This window comes from Exiguobacterium sp. TDN 0502, from assembly GCF_050846835.1.
Taxonomy (GTDB): Bacteria; Bacillota; Bacilli; order Exiguobacteriales; family Exiguobacteriaceae; genus Exiguobacterium_A.
This window is the reverse complement of record NZ_JBOZGJ010000008.1, coordinates 97,052-119,164: the sequence shown is the minus strand read 5'-3', so window position 1 is coordinate 119,164 and position 22,113 is coordinate 97,052. Positions and strand designations below refer to the sequence as shown.

Sequence of the window (22,113 nt, the reverse complement as noted above, 5' to 3'; positions counted from 1 at the left end):
TGTATGGTAGTGTTGTAGCGACGAAAGACGACAAATACGTGTTGAGTAGGAGGACTACGATGCGAAAACGAGATTATCTAATTTTCTTCATTCTATTTTTTATTTTGAACCTTATTAATTTCTTAGGATCACTAGGTATGCAGGATATTTTAGCGATTGTAGTCGTAGCCCTGATCGAAGCAGCTATAGCTGGAACGATTACGAATCTGTTCACCCGTATCTTTTTTAAGAAAAGTTGAGACGGATTGAAGTAGCACTCCAAATCAGATCGATACATAAAAAATAACCTGACGCTGCGGCGTCAGGTTATTTTTGCTTAGTTGAAGTTTTGCTTTAGGAATGCTGTAACTTCTTCTGGTGTTTTAGCATTTGCACTGTGCAAATGCGCTAGTTTTTCATTGTTTTTGAAGACGAGCAAGCTTGGGATTCCCATGACATCGTGGTTCGATGCGATTTCAGGGAACTCATCCTTGTCGATCGTATGGATTGGTAAGTGGTCGAATTGTGACTCGACGTCCGGCATGAAGTAATCCATCCGTTTGCAGTCCGGGCACCAGTCTGCTTCGAACTTGATGATGACTGGTGCATCACTTGAAATCAATTCCTTGAATGTTTCTTCACTCTTAATGAATTCTGCCATTGTGAGAACTCCTCCTCTTGGTGTTGTACCTTTAGTCTACCGATTCCCTTCAGAACTTGCACGAATTATGTTCGTCAAAGAGTCTGACAAGTCAAAAAAGTTGGTTGCTCTTTAAGATAATGCTACCGATTTTCTTTAAAAGAGCCACATGACTCAATCAAATTCAGTTTGGTATAGGGAAACATTATTGCGCTTTTGTTAATTACCTAGTTCGAAACAAAATGATTTCTCTAGACCCACTCGATTTCCGACTGGTACGATGAGGTTTGCTAATCGCAGAGAAAGTGGGGGCGACGAGAATGGAACAACAAAAATACGATAATCTAAAACGCGGTGAACGCGGTGCGATGATCAGTATCACAGCCTATATCTTGTTATCATCTTTAAAATTAATCATTGGCTATACAGCAGATTCTGCCGCACTCCGGGCGGACGGTTTGAACAACGCGACCGACATTATTGCATCGATCGCCGTCTTGATCGGCTTACGGATTTCGCAACGTCCGGCAGATGACGATCACAAATACGGACACTGGAAAAGTGAGACGATTGCCTCGCTCGTAGCTTCCTTCATCATGATGGCAGTCGGTCTTCAAGTCTTGATCGATACAATCTCGACGTTGTTCGAAGGCAAACAGGAGTCACCTGATATCCTCGCGGCATACGTCGGAATCGGTTCAGCCCTCGTGATGTACTTCGTCTACCGCTACAATAAAAAGTTATCCGAGGAGATTGAAAGCAAAGCCGTCATGGCAGCGGCGAAAGATAATCTATCGGATGCTTGGGTCAGTGTCGGGACGACGATCGGGATCGTCGGATCACAGTTCGGCATGCCATGGCTCGATGTCGTGACCGCGATCATCGTCGGCTTCTTGATCTGTAAGACAGCATGGGACATCTTTACGGAAGCGTCACACGAACTGACGGATGGCTTCGATGAGAAGAAGCTGAAGATGTATGAAGATGTCATTTTCGATCTCGAAGGTGTCAAAGGCATCAAGTCAATCAAAGGACGCAACTATGGAAACAATGAAGTCGTCGATGTCGTCATCCTCGTCAACTCCACATTGAATATCCATCAGGCGCACGATATTGCGACACGTGTCGAGGATACGCTGACAGAAGAATATGGTGTCTACGATATCCATGTTCACGTCGAACCGGAATGAATTGAAAAACGTCTTTTCTACTGTAAGCGTAGAAAAGACGTTTTTTTATGGTTCTAATACGATCGTCAGAGCCAGTGCCCCGTACTGTTGCTCGGCTTCTTTTGAATAGATCGTATAAGTCGACGTCACGAGTTCGTCGAGCGACCAACCGACACAATCGATATCTTCATTTGGGATCTGTTCGTAGAGCGCTCGGAAATCAGGAAAGACTTGTCGTTTTGTTACACGAACAAGTAGTGTCTCGCTCGTTTCCGTATGGGTGAACTGAATCTGATCACCGACGTATATCTGTTGTCGTTTTGGGTCATTCAATCGAATCTCGACGATCTTGCGTTCCTGCTCGATCGAACGAAACGGAACTTCATACAACCCCATTTCATGTCTCATCTATGCTCACTCCTTATCTATTGAATCATAGCAAAACTATGTGATTTTTCACATTGCCTTTTCGTTGACAATTAAAAATAATCGGCGTAATTTAATTCATATAAGTAATTGTTCCTTTTGGAACGATTTGAAATGGAACAAGGAGGCGAAACAAGATGGATCAAACGGAAACGACCCGTTCGACTGCGATGATGCAGTCGTTTTGGAACGTGCAACGGCACCTCGTCCGGGCAGCACACCAGACGGCACAAGAAAACGGACTCAGTTTACCGCAATTTCATAGCTTGATGACGATTGCACCGCGTGGACCGATCTCACAAAAAGAGCTCGCTGCGCATACACATTTACCGAAAAGCACGCTCAGTCAGTCGATTGAAGGTCTCGTCCAATCGGGCTGGGTCATTCGGGAGACGAATCCCGACAATCGACGGGAAGTCGTCTTAAAGCTTAGTGATCAAGGTCAGCAATTCGTCACTGACATCAAGGAACAAGAGAAGGGGATGCAACGTCAACTGGAGCAAGTGCTTGCGACTATTGACCCGGACGTATTCGAACAGATGCTTGAAACACACGCAGTGATTGCAGAGGGAATCGGTCAGATTTTACGTCCAGATCTGAAAGGAGGATGTTCGGATGATTAAGTTACTCAAACGGTTGACGGTCTATAAATGGGCGGTCTTTGCTGTGCTTGTCCTTGTATTTGCACAATCGATGTCCGATTTGTATTTACCGACACTGATGGCGGATATCATCGATAAAGGCGTCGTTACCGGCGATACCGCGTATATCTGGAAAATTGGTGCCGTCATGCTGGGGATTACCGGTATCGGAGCGTTAGCTGCCGTTGCCGCCAGTTATTATTCATCGAAGGCGTCGATGGGGCTCGGACGGGATATCCGTCGCCAAGTCTTTAACCATGTCGAACGTTTCTCCCTGCAAGAGTTCGACCAGGTCGGAACGGCGTCACTGATTACGCGGACGACGAACGACATCACACAAGTCCAACAAGTCGTCATCATGATGTTGCGGATGGTCGTCAGTGCACCAATCATGTTCATCGGTGGATTGATCATGGCCGTCTCAAAAGATGCCAAACTATCGCTCGTCATCGTCGCGGCGATGCCGGTCCTTGTTATTTCGATCCTGTTGATTCTGTGGAAAGGCGTTCCGTTGTTTGGGAAGGTTCAAAAACGACTCGACCGTCTGAACCTCGTCTTGCGGGAGAACTTGACCGGGATCCGTGTCATCCGTGCCTTTAACCGAGAACGCGATGAACAAGTCCGGTTAACGAAAGCGAACGCCGATTTGACAGAAGTCTCGATCAAGGTCAATAAGATCATGGCGTTCTTAATGCCTGTCATGATGCTCGTCATGAACTTGACGGTCGTCGGTGTCATTTGGTTCGGGGGCATCCGGATCGATAATGGTGGCATGCAAATCGGGGATTTGATGGCATTCATCCAGTACGTCATGCAAATCATGTTCGCGCTCGTCATGGCGTCGGTCATGTTCGTCATGATTCCGCGAGCAGCTGTCTCGGCGAAACGGATCAATGAAGTTCTCGAGATGACACCAACGATGACAGATGAGGGTACACAAACCGCTGACCGTGAAAAAGGAACGCTCGTCTTTGATCACGTCACGTTCCGTTACCCGGGAGCTGAGACACCCGTCTTATCCGATATTAGCTTTACGGCACGACCAGGTGAAGTTACGGCTGTGATCGGCGGGACCGGTTCCGGTAAATCAACTCTCGTCAATTTGATTCCCCGTTTTTATGACGTGACAAAAGGGAGTATCCGGGTCAACGGTGTCGATAGCCAGGATGTCCCGCAAGAGGAACTGCGGTCGAAAATCGGCTTCGTTCCCCAAAAGGCGTTACTGTTCACGGGTACGATCGCCGAAAACATCCGCTTCGGAAAAGAGGATGCGACAGACGAAGAGGTTGCGCATGCTGCACACATCGCACAAGCGACCGATTTCATCGAACGGATGCCGGACGGCTACGACGCACGGATCGAACAAGGTGGATCGAACGTCTCTGGTGGGCAAAAACAACGGTTGTCGATTGCTCGGGCACTCGTTCGTCGACCGGATTTATATGTCTTTGATGACAGTTTTTCAGCGCTCGACTTTAAAACTGACGCGGCCCTTCGAAAAGCCTTACGGGAAGAAACACGTGAAGCAACGGTCTTGATCGTCGCTCAGCGTGTCAGCACGGTCATCGATGCCGATCAAATCATTGTCCTCGATGAAGGGAAAGTCGCTGGAATCGGAACGCATGATGAATTGTTTGCTGACAATGCCGTTTATCAGGAAATCGTGAAGTCACAACTATCAGAGGAGGAAATCGCATGAGTGAGAAAAAACGACCTGCCGGCGGTCCTCCGCCTGGTGGTCCCGGTGGCGGAAATATGATGATGCTCGGAGAAAAACCAAAAGATTTCAAAGCAACGTTCCGGCGTCTGCTTCGGTATCTGCGTCCGCGTCGGACGGCGCTTATCGGTGTATTCCTCGCAGCCATCCTCAGTACGGTCTTCATGATTGCTGGTCCGAAAATCATGGGAACGGCAATCACGGAATTGTTTGAAGGGGCATATGCGAAGTTTCAGGGGGTACCGGGAGCGGAAATCGATTTCACGAAAATCGGTCAGATCCTCTTATGGCTCGCTGGACTGTATATCATCAGTAGTCTGTTTAGTTACTTGCAACAGTATTTGATGTCGGGTATCGCTCAAAAAACGGTCTACGATTTACGCGAGGACGTCAATCATAAGCTCGAACGTCTACCGTTGAAATACTATGATGGTCGTCCGAACGGGGAGACGCTTAGTCGCGTGACGAACGATATTGATACGATCGGCAGTACGTTGCAACAAAGTGTGACATCCTTCATCACCTCGATCGTGACAATCGTCGGGATTTTGATCATGATGTTGACGATCAGTCCGCTGTTAACACTGATTTCGCTCGTCTCCTTGCCTGTTTCGATCTTTGCGATCCGACCGATTTTGAAACGTTCTCAAAAATATTTTGCTGACCAACAACGGACACTTGGTCAATTGAACGGACACGTCGAAGAGATGTACACCGGACACTCAGTCGTCAAGGCATTCGGACATGAACGCAAAGCGGTCGAGCAGTTTGATGCCGTTAATGAAGAGTTGTATGAAGCAGGACGTAAAGCACAATTCATCTCCGGGATCATCATGCCGATGATGATGTTCATCGGGAATATCAGTTATGTCCTGATCAGTATCGTCGGCGGGATTCTCGTTACGCAACGGGCGATCTCGATCGGGGACATTCAAGCGTTCATCACCTATACACGCCAGTTCACGCAACCAATCACACAGACAGCGAATATCGCAAACATCGTCCAATCGACGGTCGCAGCGGCGGAACGGGTCTTTGAATTACTCGACGAAGAAGAAGAGATGAAAGAAGTGACAACCCATCGTCTGGAGAAAGCAGATGGAGCTGTTGCGTTCGAACACGTTGATTTCGGTTATGGCAATGATCTCTTGATCGAGGACATGAACATCGATGTTGCACCGGGACAAACCGTTGCAATCGTTGGACCGACGGGTGCTGGTAAGACAACGATGATCAATCTATTGATGCGTTTTTATGAATTAAACGGTGGTACGATCCGGATTGACGGTATCGATACCCGCGAAATGTCACGCGAAGACTTACGGACGACGTTTGGCATGGTCTTGCAAGATACGTGGCTCTTCAACGGTACGATCCGGGACAATCTGGCTTACGGTAAGAGTGGGGCGACCGAGGAGGAAATCATTGCGGCAGCGAAGACCGCACATGCTGATCACTTCATCCGGACGTTGCCGGACGGGTACGATACCGTCTTGAATGAGGAAGCCTCGAACATCTCGCAAGGTCAGAAACAATTGCTGACGATTGCCCGGGCCGTTCTTGCTGATCCTCCAATCATGATTCTCGATGAAGCGACCTCCAGTGTCGATACACGGACGGAAGTCTTCATCCAGCAAGCGATGCGTCGCTTGATGGAGGGACGGACAAGTTTTGTTATTGCCCATCGTTTGTCGACGATCAAGGATGCCGATTTGATTCTCGTCATGAATCAAGGGCGTGTCATCGAGCAGGGCACACATGAAGCATTACTCGAGGCAGATGGTTTTTATGCGGATCTGTACAACAGTCAATTCTCTGAAAAGGAAGTCGTTTAAGTTAGGGCAGTGTCGTCTTTTAGACGATGCTGCTTTTTTTGTGTGCATTTCTCTTGAACTTATATACGGTAGGGGGTATATTGGATTCAACAACTTAACAGCCGAGAGGCATCTACTAGGAGGAATCTTGATGAAACAGATGACGACAGAACAATTACAGCAGACGTTAACCGAAAGTGCGATCCAATTGATTGATGTTCGCGAATCGCATGAGTACGAAAGTGGACATATCGCTGAAGCCAAAAATGTCCCGTTATCCGAGTTGACGGAGCGAACGCAGGAACTCGACGCGTCACGTCCGGTCCACATCATTTGCCTGTCTGGTGGTCGCAGCATGAATGCGGCGATGTACTTGGAGCAAGCAGGATTCGACGTGACGAATGTCAGCGGCGGCATGATGAGCTACGAAGGAACAATCGTTTAATATACAAGAGGGGGTATAAAGGATGTTTTTAAGATACTTTTACGATGAGAAATTAGCGCAGGCGTCGTACATGGTCGGGTGTCAGATGACAGGAGAAGCGATCGTCATCGATCCTGCCCGGAATATCACACCGTATCTAGAAGTCGCAGAAAAAGAAGGTCTCCGGATTACCGCTACGGCGGAAACGCACATTCACGCTGACTTCGTCTCCGGTACACAGGAGTTTGCCAAACGCTACGATACGACAGCGTACCTATCAGACGAAGGAGACGAGAACTGGAAATACCAATTCGTCTCGGATATTCATCATGTCCTTGTCAAAGATGGTGACCGGTTCAAAGTCGGAAATGTGACGCTTGAAGTCATGCACACACCAGGGCATACACCAGAACACATCTCGTTCTTATTATTTGACCGGAATCAACAAGTGCCGATGGGCATCTTCACAGGTGATTTTGTCTTCGTCGGAGATATCGGTCGTCCCGATTTACTCGAAGAAGCAGCCGGTATTAAAGGAACGACAGCAGTCGGAGCGAAGCAGATGTTTGCTTCCTTAAAACGTTTTAAAGCGTTACCTGACTTCGTCCAAGTTTGGCCGGGACATGGTGCTGGTAGTGCTTGTGGGAAAGCGCTCGGTGCCGTTCCGACATCAACGGTCGGCTATGAAAAAGCAACGAACTGGGCATTACAGATGGAAGACGAAGACGCGTTCATCCGAGAACTGACAACGGATCAACCAGAACCACCAAACTACTTCGCGATGATGAAACGCGTCAATAAAGAGGGAATCGCATTGACGACGGAGGCAGCTGCTATCGCGGTTAATGAGGATATCTCAAGCGTATCGTCAACGATTCAGGTTATTGATACGCGAGACGGTCAGTCGTTCCGGGATGGCCATCTCCCTGGAACAATCAATATTCCGTACGATGGAAAGTTTGTCACCTGGGCAGGATGGTTACTCGATTTTGATCGGGACATCGCGATTCTTTCGACTCCAGAACAGCGGGAAAACATTCAACGGGATCTTCAATCGATTGGTCTCGACCGCTTCACGCATTGGGTGGATTACCGAGAATTACCGGAGACGTCGTTGTCCGAACGCTATGTAGACTGGACGGCAGAAGAGGCGCTTGCTGCGGCAGAGCGAGAAAAAGTCTACGTCCTCGATGTCCGGAATAAAATCGAATGGGACAGTCAACATTATGATCAGGCGCAACGGATTCTGTTAGGAAAACTGGCAGACCGGAAGGAAGAATTACCGACGGATCGTCCGCTTGCCGTACATTGTGCATCCGGTGTCCGATCCCGGATGGCAGTCAGCCTGTTGCAGACGCTTGGCTTCAAGGACGTCATTAATATCGATGGCGGCTATGCGGCAATGCGTACGGTCTTAAATCAACAAACATCATGAAGATCTGGAACTGGATGGCACCGCGTGCTATCCAGTTTTTTGTATAGAAAACAGGAAACGCCACATTCTGGTACGAGCACGGGTTTAACAAATCCTTTAGCTGGGGAAATTAAAGAAGTGTCAGAAATATATAATTTTATTTTAGGTGAAGGAGTGTGACAGGATGAATAACTTTTGGAATGGAACATCGTTGAACATGAACGGTATTCTAGGATCACTCGGCAATTTGCTTGGAGCGATCATCGTCTTCTTGATTGGTTGGCTCATTGCGAAGCTAATCGCAAACGGGATTCAAAAAGCGTTAGAGAAGTCCGGGGTCGTCAATAAGTTGGCACCTCAAAAAGAAGGGGAGCCACAAAAAAAGAAAAAGTGGACGCCTGAAAAAATCATCGGGACCGTCATCTTTTGGGTTCTCATGGTCTTCGTTCTTATCTTGGTCTTCAACATCCTTGATTTGAACATCATCGCTGGACCGCTTGCGGATACGATGAGCACGTTGCTCGCAGCGATTCCGAACATCTTGAAGGCAGCACTCATCCTTCTCTTGGCATACGTCATCGCGGTCGTTCTCCGCATGATCATCGTCAAAGCGGGTACGAAGCTGATGTCAAATGAGAAAGTGCGTTCGAACAAGATGTTGCAAGGTCAGACGGATCTATCCTCTTATCCAAAAATCGCAGGAGAAATCGTCTTTTATCTTGTTTTACTCCTGTTCTTACCGGGTGTCCTCGATGCCTTGAACATTGAAAGTGTTTCTCAGCCGTTCAGTCAACTGTTATCGTCATTCCTTGGTTTCATCCCGCGTCTTATCGCAGCTGCTGCCATCTTCTTCGTCGGGTACCTCGTTGCGAAGATCGTTCGCGATATCGTAACGAATTTCCTACATGCTGTTGGAACAGATAAATTTGCAGCTCGCTTTAACCTTGGATCAACGGATCAAAAAGATTCTAAATCACTGTCGTCGATTCTTGGAACAGTCGTCTTCATCCTGATTCTGATTCCAATCACGATTTCAGCACTCGATCAATTGAACATTAAAGGCATCACAGGACCAGCAATCAACATGTTAAACGATGTCCTCGGTATGATTCCGAACATCATCGTTGGTATCGTTCTGATCCTCGTCGGTCTATATGTCGGACGTTTCGTCAAGAAGTTCGTCACGGATCTCTTATCGCGTCTTGGGTTCAACAATCTGACGCGTCATTTGAAAATCGGAACATGGGACGCCAATCAGGCATCCACTTCACCATCATCTATCGTTGGTGTTCTCGTTGAAATCGTCATCGTCGTTCTCTTCGTCGTCGAAGCGTTCAACTTGATTGGTCTCAACTTCATGGTCGACCTCGGTCGTGCTGTCCTCGCCTTCTTGCCAAGCGTCTTGACAGCAATCGTCATCCTAGCAATCGGGATCATCGTCAGCAATCTCGTCAAACGTACGATGGACAGCCTGTTCGGGAACTCTGAACTGAAAGTCCTCTCAAGCGTTGCGAAATATGCGATTCTTGCACTTGCCGTCTTCATGGCACTTGATCAACTCGGTGTTGCCGATACGATCGTCAACTCGGCCTTCATCCTGATTCTTGGAGCCCTTGCTCTTGCTTTCGGTCTCGCCTTTGGTCTCGGTGGACGTGACAATGCATCACGTTATCTCGATCGTCTGCAGAAGAAAGCAGAGAACACGGAAGTCGACACATCGAATCTTCCAAGTAAGTCTACAACATCTTCGTCATCACCGAGCTTGAAAGATGCTGCAAAAGGTGCAGCTTCACAAGCAGCAGATGACGTGACACCGGACCGGGCACCACGTTCTGCACGTTCGTCTTCATCTGACGCTTCATCTGATGAAACGACGCATGGTACGCCAAAAGGTGCCTTGCCGGAAAACGATCTGGCCCAACAGGATGACTATCCGATTGATCCAGATGAACACAAAGGTCCGAACCTCGATCATCCAAACGATCGTCCGTGACGACAGGATGTCCTTTTCTCCTAAACGGAGGAAAGGACGTTTTTGCGTTGATGCATCAACGCATTGTCGTCTTTTCACAAAATTGGTTTGACCACTTTGTGAAAAAATACAGAAAAAAAGACTTATCGAACCTGACATCGTTTGTTATGATTAGAAAGTCAATTACCTCAATGATTTGAATATTCAGAAAAAAGAGAAAAGTTCGGAGGATGAAACATGAGTTTGCTTCGCAAGAAAGATGTCAGCGTTATGATGGATATGAAACAACATTCCAAGCTGGCACGTCATTTATCAGGGTTTGATTTAATTTTGCTCGGAATCGGTGCCATCATTGGAACCGGCATCTTTGTCCTGACAGGAACAGGGGCTCTTTATGCAGGACCCGCTTTACCGGTCTCATTCATTATTTCCGCTGTCGTTTGTGCCCTTGCAGCCCTATGTTATGCAGAGTTTTCATCGATGATTCCCGTTTCCGGCAGTGTATATACGTATACTTATGCGACAATCGGTGAACTGGTAGCCTGGATCATCGGCTGGTGTCTCATTTTGGAATATGGACTCGCGTCAAGTGCAGTCGCTACCGGCTGGTCAGGATACTTCCAGTCGCTCTTAGCCGGTTTTGGTGTTCATTTACCAACGGCTCTGACTGCGGCTCCGGGAGCGGTGCCGGGTAGTGAGACGTTCTTTAACTTACCGGCGTTCTTAATTCTGATGGTCATTACGCTGTTACTCTCACTCGGTATCAAAGAAACAAAACGCGTCAACAACGTCATGGTACTCGTTAAAGTCGCCGTGGTCGTCCTGTTCATCGTCGTTGGTATTTGGTATGTCGAGCCGGGGAACTACAAACCGTTCGCGCCGTTCGGAATGAGCGGAATCTTGCAGGCGTCAGCGATTGCCTTCTTCGCGTACCTCGGATTTGATGCCGTTACGTCTGCCGCGGAAGAAGTCAAAAATCCGGGACGTAACTTACCGGTCGGGATTTTAGGGTCGCTTGCCATCGTTACAGTACTTTACGTCGTCGTTTCTGCCATCATGGTCGGGATCGTGCCGTTCAAACAGTTCGAGGGTGTCGATAGTCCGGTATCGCTTGCGTTAAAAGTAGCAGGTCAGGACTGGGTCGCCGGATTCGTCGACTTAGGTGCGATTGTTGGGATGACAACCGTTATCCTTGTCATGACATTCGGTCTGATTCGTCTTTTGTTCGCGATGAGCCGTGATGGATTGTTACCGAAAGTCTTCTCGGACGTCAATGAGAAGTCACATACACCGGTCAAAGCGACATGGATTCTCGGAACAATCGCCGGTTTGATCGCCGGATTCGTTCCACTGGGTACACTTGCTGAATTGATCAACATCGGAACACTGGCAGCATTCGCGCTCATCTCAGTCGCAGTCATCATCTTACGCCGGACGCGTCCTGATTTGAAGCGTGCCTTTAAAGTACCATTCGTACCGGTCTTACCGATTTTGTCAGTCCTCGCGTGTATCATGTTAATGGTCAACTTGCAGAAATTCACATGGATTGCGTTCTTCGTCTGGACGGCAATCGGTCTGATCGTCTACTTCGGTTATGGTCGAAGCCGGTCAAAAATTCAATAAGTAGGGACACCCTTGGCAACAGGGGTGTTTTTGTATGCAGGAAATGAGAAGGAGGATAGCGAAACTGCTCAGTGGAAAAGGAGGCGTTTCAATGATTCATATTCGGAGAGCACCTGATGTAAAGATGGCGTATCAAACGATGCAGGATGGATTTCAGGATTATCTGATTCCTCTGCATTTGTCTGAAGCAGAGTTTCAAGAACGGATTCTGGAGCGTGACGGGAACCAGCTGGAGCATTCGTTTGTCGCCTATCATGGGGACAAACCGGTCGGACTGTGGTTGAACGGCTGGAAGGAAATCGACGGACAACGTGTCATGCGATGTGGAGGGCTCGGGATTTCACCACAGTATCGGCGGATGGGAATTGCGAAAGCATTATATCAGGCTCAACTTAGCTATGCGAAAGAGATCGGAATGGATCTATTGATGCTTGAAGTCATTCAGGGAAACGATCCGGCAATTCGTCTATATGAATCGCTGGATTATAAAATCAGCGGTGAAATCGGCTATTTTCATATTACCGAAAACCGGCAGGAGCCGACGCCGCCCGTCATCGAAGAAGCGGAGTTCTTGAAACAATACGACGTTCAAGGAGAATACATCTGGCAACAGGATCCACATGTCATGCAGCGACTCCAGACGAACTATTACCAGATTGAGGAGAGTGTCGTCGCCGTAGCGGAGTCAGCATTGTTGTCCATCGTCGGTCCGGCGGAACAAAAAGCAAAGCATGCGACAGAAGTCGTCCGTCATCTACCGGGAACGACCTATCATTATCAATCAACGAATCGGGTTGTGTGGGAAGCGTTGTGTTCGGAAGGATGGACTCAGCGGGAATTGAAACAATACATCATGCGTCAGAATCTATAAAAAACGCCGCTATCACTTTAGCGGCATCTGAGACTGAAGACAAAGTGCAATTGTTCTCTAACGAAAAAGATTGCGCTTTTTGTTCGTCTCGCATCGTTTTCCTGGGACAAGCATCGCGCCGCTTCGCTTCGCTGCAGGATCGCTCTTGCTTGTTTTTCCCTAGGAAGCGATGTCGAGTGAACAAAACGCTTCTCTGATCCCTCGGTATAAAAAGAATGACGGGTCACACGCCACTCCTACAGGAAAAAGCGCAACTTTGCGCTGTCAGAGACGAACAAGACCCGTTTCTTGCTCGAATAGAGCGAGAAAACTGGCTTGTGTCTCGCCTGAGGAAAGGGCGTGAAAAGACAAGTCATTCTTTTTTGAGTCAGTCCATTTGTCTGCAATCTGAAACGCCGCTATCGCTTTAGCGGCGTTTTTTATAGTCTTCAATCATTCGAGCGTGAGAACCGACCAAGTGATCGGGTAAGTCGTCGAGTGGAACGAACTGAAGTTTGATACTCTCATCACTTTGCTTTAACGTTCCAACCGGATGTTCTCCGATATAAGCGAGGGTGACGCTTTGAAAGACATCTCCGTTCGCTAAGGTCGTCACGTATTGCGGACCGGAGTATACATCGAGTAACATCAATCGTTCCACCTCTAAGCCAGTCTCTTCTTTAAGCTCTCGACGAGCGGTCTCTTCCGGTGATTCGGCCCATTCCATCAATCCTCCCGGCAAACCAAAGCGGGCTTGTGCTTCGTTGCGTTGCTCCAGCAGAATGTGCTCATTCTGTATGACGAGTACGACGGATCCGACGAGAATGACCGGATCATGACCAATCTTTTGACGTAACTGCTCGACATAACTCATTTCAGAGCACCTTGATGAAACGGACAACCGACGACAGGTACCGTCTGTGTCGATTTTGGAAAGAAGTTTGGTCGTTTGATTTCAGGGTCATAATCTTTATGGAACATATGCGTCGTTGCACCACTCATCGGTGGCACGAGCCAGGACCAGTCACCAGTGACAGCACGACCACACGCTGCTTCGTTTTTTTCAAAACGAGCGAACTGTTTTGCGGCGGTATGATGATCGACGATCGTGACACCAGCCTGCTCAAAAGACTCAAGGACAGCGACGTTCAGTTCGACGAGTGCCCGGTCCTTCCAAAGTGAACGCTCACGCGATGTGTTAAGACCGAGTTGGGTCGCGACGAGCGGTAAGAAATCATAACGATCGGTATCGGCAAGATTACGGGCACCGATCTCTGTGCCCATGTACCATCCGTTAAACGGAGCACATGGATAGACGATTCCTCCAATTTCGAGTTGCATATCAGCGATCATCGGGACTGCGTACCAGCGGACTTCGCGACCAGCGAACAGGTCATAGTCAGGATGCGTAATCGTGACTTCAAGAACAAGTTCGTCTGGAATCGGATGCAGACTGATCTGACCATCGAGTTCAATCAAAAGGGGGAGGATATCAAACGGTGTTCCAGCACCCGTCCAACCAAGCGCTTCACATTGACGCGTCAGTTGTACCGAAGCAGGATCACCGATGATACCTGTGTTTGTCTCATAACCAGCATAACGAATCAGCTGATGATTATGGAGCCGGACCCGCGTCGGGTGGAAAATCGTGATCGTCGAGCGAATCCGTCCGTCGTTCGTCGCAAAGCGAATATGTTCAAAGAGAGCATCACGCACCGCCTCGACGGTCACTGCATTCCGTGCGTCAAACACATGAAGCTGCTCCCAAAACAAGCGTCCGACACAACGATTGCTGTTACGCCAGGCGAGCTTGGCGCCAAACGCGAGTTCGGAAGTCGTCTGCTCATAGGTGCCGGTCTCCTCGATGGAACGAACGACTTCCTGCTGACGTTCGGACATTTCGGGGTATTGCTCTATATAAGAAGTAAAGAAGCGTTCTGCTTCTGTTTGAATGAATGAGTCCACGAATCGAAATCCTTTCTGAAAAACAAGCACGATATAATCTCTGTTCTTAGTGTACCCTGTGAAGAAACGAAGCGCCAAACTTGAATGATGGCTAAGGATGTTACAAGTTCAAAAGACTTCCAAAAGTTTAAAAGAAGGACGAAATGGGGGATAGTGTAGAGAATGAATTGAAAGAGAGGAAATCGTATGTCTTTAATCAAACCTGTATTTGCCCGTTTTTTTGGGGAAGCCTTTTTTGATAAATCGGCTCAGCTTGCCTATTATTTAATGTTGTCCTTATTCCCGTTCTTATTATTCGTTGTAGGAATCGTCTCGTTCCTACCGTTTACATCAGATAACGTACTTGATTTGATTCGACCGTTTGCACCGGCTGAAACGTATGATTTGATTCAGCGGAACGTCGTCGGGATTTTTGATCAGGGTGGATTCAAGCTTGCCTCGATCAGTTTCCTCGCTGCCTTTTGGCTCGCTTCGATGTCCGTTCAGTCACTGGTTCGTTCCTTGAATGATGCGCTTGAAGTGACACGGAAGGCTCCGTTTTGGCGCGGACTGTTGCAGGATTTCGCCTTTACGATCGGGATGATGATCATCCTTCCGATTTCATTGATCGTTCCGATCGCGGAGAAGTTGACACGTCGTTTCATCAATCATTTTTCGATCGTCGCTGATTTCGTGACGAACTACTCCTGGATTTGGTTCTTGTTTCGTTGGGGTCTCGGTACGCTGTTCTTACTTGTCTTTTTCATCTTATTGTATCGTATCTTACCGAGTGTCCGATTGACGATTCGTCAGGTACTTCCCGGAGCAGTGTTCGCAACGATCGCTTGGCAGGTCGTCTCGGAATTTTTCTCTTATTACGCTGAGTTCGGCAGTTATGACCGCTTATACGGTCAGCTTGCCGGAATCATCGTCTTGATGACATGGTTCTATCTATCGGCTGTCGTCCTGATGTTAGGGGGACTGATGAATGCGGAACGGATGCGTCAAAAGAAAGAAGCGAAAATCATGAAACCGCAAAAAATCAAAGAAGAGAATGTACGTTAACGACTTCGTACGCAAAAAAGCAGCTGACGGCGTGTCAGCTGCTTTTTTTTATCAAGTCGTCTTAAGTACACGGTATCCGAATACGCTCAGCAGACTCAGTGTGAAGAGAGCGAGTAACACGAGCGACAGGTAAGGAAGACCGAACACTTTGACGACGACACTTAAAGCGACGACGCCATAAAAAATCCCTAACGTCTTTTGGACGAACGGTTCATTGAAGCGATGCAAGAGCGACGCGCCGAGTGGTGAGCCGATGAACGCACCGATGATTAAAGCAATCCCGAGTGATAACGGGGCACTGGTTCCGGAAGCAACATAACTCGTCACTCCTCCGAGAACGATTAATGTCGCAGAGGCGATGCTCGTTCCAATTGCTTGTTTGAGCGGGAAGCGAACCCAGCCGATCAAGAGAGGGGTGAGCAAGAAGCCACCGCTGACACCCATCAATGAAGAGAGGATGCCGGCAGCCAGACCGATGACAGCGAGCTTTACGATCGAAGCATCATTGACCGGAAAAGACGGAAGCTCTTTTGAACGAGGACGAAGGAACTGAATCGAAAAACCAATCAGTAAGACGATATAGAGGCTTGATAAGACGACATCAGCACCAGCATGCCGTTCAAGCCAAAAGACGACCGGTGTAATCAATGCCGAACCGATGATTCCCGACAGACCGATGATGCCGGCATCGCGAAAGCGAAATGTTTTTAGCCGGAGATGCGAGAGTGTACCGGTAATGGTTGAACCAAGCGTCAACAACAGACTGAGGACGATGGCAGTACTGGCTTCATACCCAAGAATTAATAAAAGCGGGGTCAGGATGATGCCGCCACCGATTCCAAAAAAGCCGGATAGCACACCGATGATTGCACCTAACACAACAAACGACATATAAATCATGAAGTCATCCTTCTTTCTTTTTTTAAGTGATATTTTTAGTATGAAAGAGGAATCTTGATTACAAAAATGAATTATTTATATATGAGTAATTATAAAACGTAATATAAAGGGGGAAGAGGATGAAGTTAACGGAACTCAAAACGTTCGTCACACTCGTTGAAACACGCCATTTTACGAAAGCAGCAGATCAATTGTTTCTTTCGCAACCAACCGTCAGCGTTCATCTGAAACGTCTTGAAGAAGAAGTCGGTCATCCATTGCTGATCCGGGACTCTTTTGCGACCGGAATCGAAGTATCGGATATGGGATGGATCGTCTATCGTCATGCGAAGGAAATGTTATACCAACTGGAACAGATGCAGTCTCAACTGGATGAGTCGGAAGGTGTGTTCCAAGGTACTCTACGGATTGGGGCGACACATACGATTCACGAAATGTTACTAGATGAAATGATTCGTCTGTTTTCTTCCGCCCATTCCGAAGTTTCATTAAACGTCCAACTTATGAATCATGATCAGGTCACTGCAGCATTACGTCACCGTGAGATTGATATCGGTATGATTGAAGGAGAAGTAGCACTTGATGGGATTAAACAAATTATCTTTGCAGAAGATCAATTGCATATTATCGGAGCGGCGGATCTCCCATTAGAAGAGGCGACCTGGATTGTTCGGGAGGCGGGTTCTGCTTCACGTTACGCTCTCGACCGTTGGTTGCAGGCGTCCGGCATCATACCTGCACGGACAATTACGGTAGATGCCAATTATTTAGCACGCCAACTCGTTCTGAACGGAAGTGGCATTGCGGCACTATCAGAGCGGCTTGTCGGATCGTTTCCTGCCGACTTCACTCTGCATGCAAAAGGAATTTCTAAACGAACGTTTCGCTATCTGTTACCAGAAAACATGCCGACGCGTTTAGCAGAACGATGGATTGATTATTTACGGACGAACTGGGTGGGTTGAATAGAAATGAATTTTCGGTTTCTTGAGAAAGACGTGAAATCGAAAATCTTTTTCGTTGACATATACCCCTATAGGTATTATTGTATGAAATGTACCAACGAGGTATGACGTATGTCACATTTAAAAAAGGAGATGGACTTCATATGGAAAACGGTTATGAAGATCGCATCATTCATCGGATGAATCGGATTGAAGGACAAATCCACGGAATCGTACGAATGATGAAAGAAGAGGCGTCTTGTAAGGATGTCGTCACACAACTGAGCGCTACACGTAGTGCAATCGATCGCGTCATCGGTCTCGTCGTCAGTGAAAACTTGATCGACTGTGTCCGTCAGGATGATGCGACGGAAAATCATGAACAAGCCGTTGCAGAGGCTGTTCAACTCTTAATGAAAAGCAGATGAAAAATTTTTACGAATTAATATACCCCTTAGGGTAAAAACTTGGAGGAATTACGTTCATGTCAGATACGAAAAAAACAACCATCGTTTTATTTAGTGGAGAGTACGACAAAGTCATGGCAGCTTATATCATTGCCAACGGTGCAGCCGCATACGATCACGAAGTCACGATTTTCCATACCTTTTGGGGTTTGAATGCGATGCGTAAAGATGAACCGATCCAGCCGGATAAAACATTCCTTGAGAAGATGTTCGGTAAGTTCATGCCACGTGGTGCTGATAAGATGCCACTCTCGAAAATGAATTTCGGTGGTGCAGGTCAAAAAATGATTAAAAACGTCATGAAGAAGCACAATGCGATGCCGCTTCCGGACTTAATCGAATTAGCGAAAGAGCAGGATGTCAAACTCGTCGCCTGTACGATGACGATGGATTTACTCGGTTTGAAACAGGAAGAATTACACGACGGGATTGAGTATGCAGGTGTCGCTGCATATCTTGCCGATGCCGAGAACGGAAACGTCAATCTATTCATCTAATTGAAGGAGGCATGACGCAATGGATGTACTATCGATTATTTTACTGATCGTCGTCGCCTATCTTGCATACAAGATGTTTGCACCAACAAAAGGTGTCAAGCAAGTGTCGACGACGGAACTGAAGCCGTTGTTAAACGACCGGCAACGATTTTATCTCGATGTTCGAACACCGGCAGAATTTAAAGGCAATCACATTAAAGGGTTTAAGAACATTCCGTTACAAACGCTAAACAGTCAACTGAATCAAATCCCGAAAGACAAAGAAGTGCTCGTCATCTGTCAAAGCGGGATGCGCAGCAAACAAGCCGTCAAAGTACTAAAAAAAGCCGGTTATTCAAATGTCACGGAAGTCCGTGGCGGAATGAATGCCTGGCGCTAAATCGAATCAAGAGGAGGAATTGAACATGAAACGCATGACAGCAACAGAAGTACAGGAAAAAATTGAACGTGGGGAACAATTGAACGTCATTGATGTCCGGGAAGTCGATGAAGTCAAAGAAGGGATGATTCCGGGAGCGATCCATATCCCGCTCGGTCTGATCGAATTCAAGATGAACGAACTCGACAAGAAAAAAGAGTATGTCATGGTATGCCGTTCTGGTGCGCGCAGTGGTCGCGCAACGACATATCTCGAAGGACAAGGATATGACGTGACGAACATGGATGGCGGCATGATGTCGTACGAAGGCGAAATGAAATAATACCCCACACCGTAAAGGAGCGAATTGTATGACTATGATTAAATCAGATATCGTATTGGACGCCAAAGGTCTCGCTTGTCCGATGCCGATCGTTCGGACGAAAAAAACGATCAAGACGTTAGAACCAGGACAAGTCATCGAAGTCCAGGCGACGGATAAAGGATCAACTGCAGATCTCCGTGCCTGGGCAAACAGCACCGGCAATCATTATTTAGGCACGATTGAAGAAGGCGAAGTACTCCGTCATTACGTTCGGAAATCAACAGGTGATGTCACGGAACTAGCAGCATTCGCTCAAACCGTCGATAACGCAACAGTCGAAGCAGCACGCCAAGACGACTCGATCACGGTGCTTGATGTTCGTGAACAAGCAGAATATGCCTTCGCCCATGTACCGGGAGCCATCAATATTCCGTTAGGCGAACTGGAGACACGCCATGCAGAACTGGATTCAAATCAGACGATTTATGTCATCTGCCGGACAGGTAGCCGAAGTGACTTGGCATGCCGACAGCTCAGTGACAAGGGGTATACGGTCCACAATGTCGTACCGGGTATGCAGGAATGGGCGTCTGAGACGACGACACTCGTTTCAGCGATATAATACAACAGTGTAAAGTAGAGGAGGAACGAGTAGATATGGCACAAGCAATGACAGCCGCACAAGTTACGAAAAAAATCATTGGACGTGAGTCTCTGTTCATCTTAGATGTCCGGAATGAGGATGCGTTTCAAGATTGGAAAATCGAAGGAGAGAACTTCAAGTACCTCAACATGCCGTATTTTGAATTGTTGGATGGTGTCGAGGAGATTCTCGATCAGCTTCCGACGGATCAGGATGTCCTCGTCGTTTGCGCAAAAGAAGGGTCATCGATTTTCGTCGCCGATATGCTAGAAGAAGCAGGACGAGACGTATCGTATCTGTCAGGCGGTATGAAAGCATGGAGTGAACATCTAGAACCGATTTCACTCGGAACGCTGAACGAAACAGGAACTGATCAAGGCGAAGTCATTCAGTTCGTTCGAATCGGTAAAGGGTGTCTCTCGTATATGGTCATCTCAGAAGGAGAGGCCGTACTCATCGACGCGACACGAATGACAGATGTGTATTTGGATTATGCCGCATCACGCAACGTCACGATTAAGCATGTGTTTGATACACATCTTCATGCGGATCATATTTCTGGAGGACGCGACATCGCCGAAAAAACAGGCGCGACATACTGGTTGCCGCCAAAAGATGCGACGGATGTCACATTCGATTATGCACCACTTGAAGACGGTAGTACGGTTCAAGTGGGGGATACAGCGATTGAAGTACGCGCTCTTTATTCCCCAGGACATACGATTGGATCGACTTCATTCATCGTCGATCAGCGTTATTTATTGACTGGGGATATCTTGTTCATCGACTCGATTGGTCGTCCGGATTTAGCCGGTCTCGCGGAAGACTGGGTCGGCGACTTACGCGATTCGCTCTACAATACGTATCGTGATCTTTCACCAGAATTAATCGTCTTACCGGCACATTTCATGATCATTGAAGAATTGAACAGGGATGGCAGTGTAGCGGAAAAATTAAGCATCTTGCTTGCGAACAATCATGGTCTCAACATCGACGATGAAGCAACGTTCCGGAAGATGGTTACAGAGAACCTGCCACCACAACCGAACGCGTATCAAGATATCCGTGAAACGAACATGGGGAAACAGACACCCGATCTTGAGACACAACGGGAAATGGAAGTCGGACCGAACCGCTGTGCGGTACGCTAAACCGACGCATAACGAACATCAACTCATTCAGGAGGAATACAACATGAAATCAGAACTCGTACTCGACGCAAAAGGACTCGCTTGTCCGATGCCGATCGTCAAAACAAAAAAAGCCATCGCTGGACTCGAATCAGGTCAAATCCTTGAAGTCCATGCAACGGACAAAGGGGCAAAAAACGATCTTCAGGCGTGGGCAACATCAGGTGGTCATGAACTCGTCAAACATGAAGAAGAAGCAAGCGTCCTAAAATTCTGGATTCAAAAAGGTTAATTTCGAAAAGAGAGCTGATTTACGGCTCTCTTTTTTAAGGAGTGATGAACGATGGAATTCGGTTTTATCGTGACGATTTTCTTAATCGGATTTGTCGGATCCTACATTTCAGGGATGTTAGGAATTGGCGGTTCAATCATTAAATATCCGATGTTATTGTATATCCCGCCGCTACTCGGCTTTGCAGCATTTTCTGCCCATGAGGTTGCGGGGATCAGTGCGATTCAAGTCTTTTTTGCGACGATTGGTGGCGTCTGGGCTTACCGAAAAGGCGGTTATTTGAATAAATCATTGATCGTCTACATGGGGGGATCAATCTTAATCGGTAGTTTCATCGGTGCGTATGGTTCCAATATCCTGGCTGAAGACACGATCAACATCGTCTATGGTGTTCTTGCGTTAACGGCAGCAGTCATGATGTTCGTTCCGAAAAAGGGAATCGACGACATTCCACTTGATCAGGTCCAGTTCAACAAAACCATTGCGGCGGTATCGGCATTCATCGTAGGTGTCGGAGCCGGGATCGTCGGGGCGGCAGGTGCTTTTTTACTCGTCCCGATCATGCTCGTCCTCTTGAAGATTCCGACACGGATGACGATTGCTTCGTCACTAGCGATCACGTTCATTTCGTCGATTGGCGCAACGGTCGGTAAAATTACGACAGGACAAGTCGACTGGGGTCCGGCAGCAATCATGGTCGTAGCTAGTTTAATTGCGGCACCCCTTGGCGCAATCGCCGGGAAGAAGATGAACACAAAAATTCTCCAGATCATTCTTGCTGTCCTGATTTTAGCGACAGCCGTGAAGATTTGGCTCGATATCTTATGAACACAAGAACGCTCTACCTACACGATATTTCCCAGTGGAAATGCGTACAGG

25 protein-coding genes are annotated in these 22,113 nt (G+C 47.5%); 20 read left to right on the top strand and 5 right to left on the bottom strand.

Annotated features, from left to right (window positions below; all coding sequences use genetic code 11):
- Positions 1–59: 59 nt before the first annotated feature.
- Complete coding sequence (locus ACRPK8_RS10235; RefSeq protein WP_023466922.1) at positions 60–239, top strand: hypothetical protein; 180 nt, start codon at positions 60–62, stop codon at positions 237–239.
- Between the two features lie 77 nt (positions 240–316).
- Here ACRPK8_RS10235 and ACRPK8_RS10230 read toward each other — a convergent pair whose 3' ends face one another.
- Positions 317–640 (bottom strand): thioredoxin family protein, encoded by a 324-nt coding sequence (locus tag ACRPK8_RS10230; RefSeq protein ID WP_023466923.1) that lies wholly within the window; start codon positions 638–640, stop codon positions 317–319.
- Between the two features lie 299 nt (positions 641–939).
- Between ACRPK8_RS10230 and ACRPK8_RS10225 the strand changes: the two genes are divergently transcribed.
- Positions 940–1,809, top strand: coding sequence for a cation diffusion facilitator family transporter (locus ACRPK8_RS10225; protein ID WP_432238132.1), 870 nt, complete (start codon positions 940–942; stop codon positions 1,807–1,809).
- Between the two features lie 45 nt (positions 1,810–1,854).
- Here ACRPK8_RS10225 and ACRPK8_RS10220 read toward each other — a convergent pair whose 3' ends face one another.
- Entirely contained in the window at positions 1,855–2,196 is a 342-nt protein-coding gene (locus tag ACRPK8_RS10220; RefSeq protein ID WP_133208309.1) for an ASCH domain-containing protein, read from the bottom strand.
- Positions 2,197–2,351: 155 nt separating this feature from the next.
- Here ACRPK8_RS10220 and ACRPK8_RS10215 point away from each other — a divergent pair, with 155 nt between their 5' ends.
- The 8 genes from ACRPK8_RS10215 (at position 2,352) to ACRPK8_RS10180 (ending at position 12,690) form a co-directional block, all read left to right on the top strand.
- The gene (locus tag ACRPK8_RS10215; protein ID WP_029343299.1) at positions 2,352–2,837 is read left to right on the top strand and encodes a MarR family winged helix-turn-helix transcriptional regulator; all 486 of its coding nucleotides are present in this window, start codon (positions 2,352–2,354) and stop codon (positions 2,835–2,837) included.
- On the top strand, positions 2,830–4,554 hold the full coding sequence (locus ACRPK8_RS10210) for an ABC transporter ATP-binding protein (RefSeq protein ID WP_432238131.1): 1,725 nt from the start codon (positions 2,830–2,832) through the stop codon (positions 4,552–4,554). The genes ACRPK8_RS10215 and ACRPK8_RS10210 overlap by 8 nt, the downstream gene beginning before the upstream one ends.
- The gene (locus tag ACRPK8_RS10205) at positions 4,551–6,407 is read left to right on the top strand and encodes an ABC transporter ATP-binding protein (protein ID WP_432238130.1); all 1,857 of its coding nucleotides are present in this window, start codon (positions 4,551–4,553) and stop codon (positions 6,405–6,407) included. The genes ACRPK8_RS10210 and ACRPK8_RS10205 overlap by 4 nt, the downstream gene beginning before the upstream one ends.
- 130 nt (positions 6,408–6,537) lie before the next feature.
- Positions 6,538–6,831, top strand: coding sequence for a rhodanese-like domain-containing protein (locus tag ACRPK8_RS10200; protein ID WP_432238129.1), 294 nt, complete (start codon positions 6,538–6,540; stop codon positions 6,829–6,831).
- 22 nt (positions 6,832–6,853) lie between these two features.
- On the top strand, positions 6,854–8,245 hold the full coding sequence (locus ACRPK8_RS10195) for a rhodanese-like domain-containing protein (RefSeq protein WP_432238128.1): 1,392 nt from the start codon (positions 6,854–6,856) through the stop codon (positions 8,243–8,245).
- A gap of 163 nt (positions 8,246–8,408) precedes the next feature.
- The gene (locus ACRPK8_RS10190) at positions 8,409–10,217 is read left to right on the top strand and encodes a mechanosensitive ion channel (RefSeq protein WP_432238127.1); all 1,809 of its coding nucleotides are present in this window, start codon (positions 8,409–8,411) and stop codon (positions 10,215–10,217) included.
- Between the two features lie 216 nt (positions 10,218–10,433).
- Entirely contained in the window at positions 10,434–11,819 is a 1,386-nt protein-coding gene (locus ACRPK8_RS10185; protein WP_432238126.1) for an amino acid permease, read from the top strand.
- Positions 11,820–11,910: 91 nt separating this feature from the next.
- On the top strand, positions 11,911–12,690 hold the full coding sequence (locus ACRPK8_RS10180) for a GNAT family N-acetyltransferase (RefSeq protein WP_432238125.1): 780 nt from the start codon (positions 11,911–11,913) through the stop codon (positions 12,688–12,690).
- 406 nt (positions 12,691–13,096) lie between these two features.
- On the opposite strand, the gene ACRPK8_RS10175 is transcribed toward ACRPK8_RS10180, so the two are convergent.
- Positions 13,097–13,543 (bottom strand): NUDIX hydrolase, encoded by a 447-nt coding sequence (locus ACRPK8_RS10175; protein WP_432238124.1) that lies wholly within the window; start codon positions 13,541–13,543, stop codon positions 13,097–13,099.
- Complete coding sequence (locus ACRPK8_RS10170; RefSeq protein ID WP_432238123.1) at positions 13,540–14,634, bottom strand: nitric oxide synthase oxygenase; 1,095 nt, start codon at positions 14,632–14,634, stop codon at positions 13,540–13,542. The genes ACRPK8_RS10175 and ACRPK8_RS10170 overlap by 4 nt, the downstream gene beginning before the upstream one ends.
- A gap of 186 nt (positions 14,635–14,820) precedes the next feature.
- Between ACRPK8_RS10170 and ACRPK8_RS10165 the strand changes: the two genes are divergently transcribed.
- A complete protein-coding gene (locus ACRPK8_RS10165) occupies positions 14,821–15,678 on the top strand; it encodes a YihY/virulence factor BrkB family protein (protein ID WP_432238122.1) in 858 nt (285 codons plus the stop codon).
- Between the two features lie 51 nt (positions 15,679–15,729).
- Here the strand turns inward: ACRPK8_RS10165 and ACRPK8_RS10160 are convergent, their stop codons facing one another.
- Complete coding sequence (locus ACRPK8_RS10160) at positions 15,730–16,578, bottom strand: sulfite exporter TauE/SafE family protein (protein ID WP_432238121.1); 849 nt, start codon at positions 16,576–16,578, stop codon at positions 15,730–15,732.
- Between the two features lie 119 nt (positions 16,579–16,697).
- Here ACRPK8_RS10160 and ACRPK8_RS10155 point away from each other — a divergent pair, with 119 nt between their 5' ends.
- The 9 genes from ACRPK8_RS10155 to ACRPK8_RS10115 all read left to right on the top strand — a co-directional run bounded on the left by ACRPK8_RS10155 (position 16,698) and on the right by ACRPK8_RS10115 (position 22,062).
- Positions 16,698–17,543, top strand: a complete 846-nt coding sequence (locus tag ACRPK8_RS10155) for a LysR family transcriptional regulator (protein WP_432238120.1) — start codon at positions 16,698–16,700, stop codon at positions 17,541–17,543.
- A 143-nt stretch (positions 17,544–17,686) separates the two neighbouring features.
- Entirely contained in the window at positions 17,687–17,950 is a 264-nt protein-coding gene (locus ACRPK8_RS10150) for a metal-sensitive transcriptional regulator (RefSeq protein WP_023466936.1), read from the top strand.
- A 56-nt stretch (positions 17,951–18,006) separates the two neighbouring features.
- Positions 18,007–18,486, top strand: coding sequence for a DsrE/DsrF/DrsH-like family protein (locus ACRPK8_RS10145; protein WP_023466937.1), 480 nt, complete (start codon positions 18,007–18,009; stop codon positions 18,484–18,486).
- Positions 18,487–18,505: 19 nt separating this feature from the next.
- Entirely contained in the window at positions 18,506–18,865 is a 360-nt protein-coding gene (locus ACRPK8_RS10140; protein ID WP_432238119.1) for a rhodanese-like domain-containing protein, read from the top strand.
- 25 nt (positions 18,866–18,890) lie between these two features.
- On the top strand, positions 18,891–19,187 hold the full coding sequence (locus ACRPK8_RS10135; protein ID WP_432238118.1) for a rhodanese-like domain-containing protein: 297 nt from the start codon (positions 18,891–18,893) through the stop codon (positions 19,185–19,187).
- Between the two features lie 34 nt (positions 19,188–19,221).
- Positions 19,222–19,791 (top strand): sulfurtransferase TusA family protein, encoded by a 570-nt coding sequence (locus ACRPK8_RS10130; protein ID WP_432238167.1) that lies wholly within the window; start codon positions 19,222–19,224, stop codon positions 19,789–19,791.
- Positions 19,792–19,826: 35 nt separating this feature from the next.
- Positions 19,827–20,963, top strand: coding sequence for an MBL fold metallo-hydrolase (locus tag ACRPK8_RS10125; protein WP_432238117.1), 1,137 nt, complete (start codon positions 19,827–19,829; stop codon positions 20,961–20,963).
- A 43-nt stretch (positions 20,964–21,006) separates the two neighbouring features.
- Positions 21,007–21,234 (top strand): sulfurtransferase TusA family protein, encoded by a 228-nt coding sequence (locus ACRPK8_RS10120; protein WP_029343316.1) that lies wholly within the window; start codon positions 21,007–21,009, stop codon positions 21,232–21,234.
- Between the two features lie 51 nt (positions 21,235–21,285).
- Positions 21,286–22,062: a sulfite exporter TauE/SafE family protein gene (locus tag ACRPK8_RS10115; RefSeq protein ID WP_432238116.1), complete on the top strand. Its 777-nt coding sequence runs from the start codon at positions 21,286–21,288 to the stop codon at positions 22,060–22,062.
- Positions 22,063–22,113: the final 51 nt, after the last annotated feature.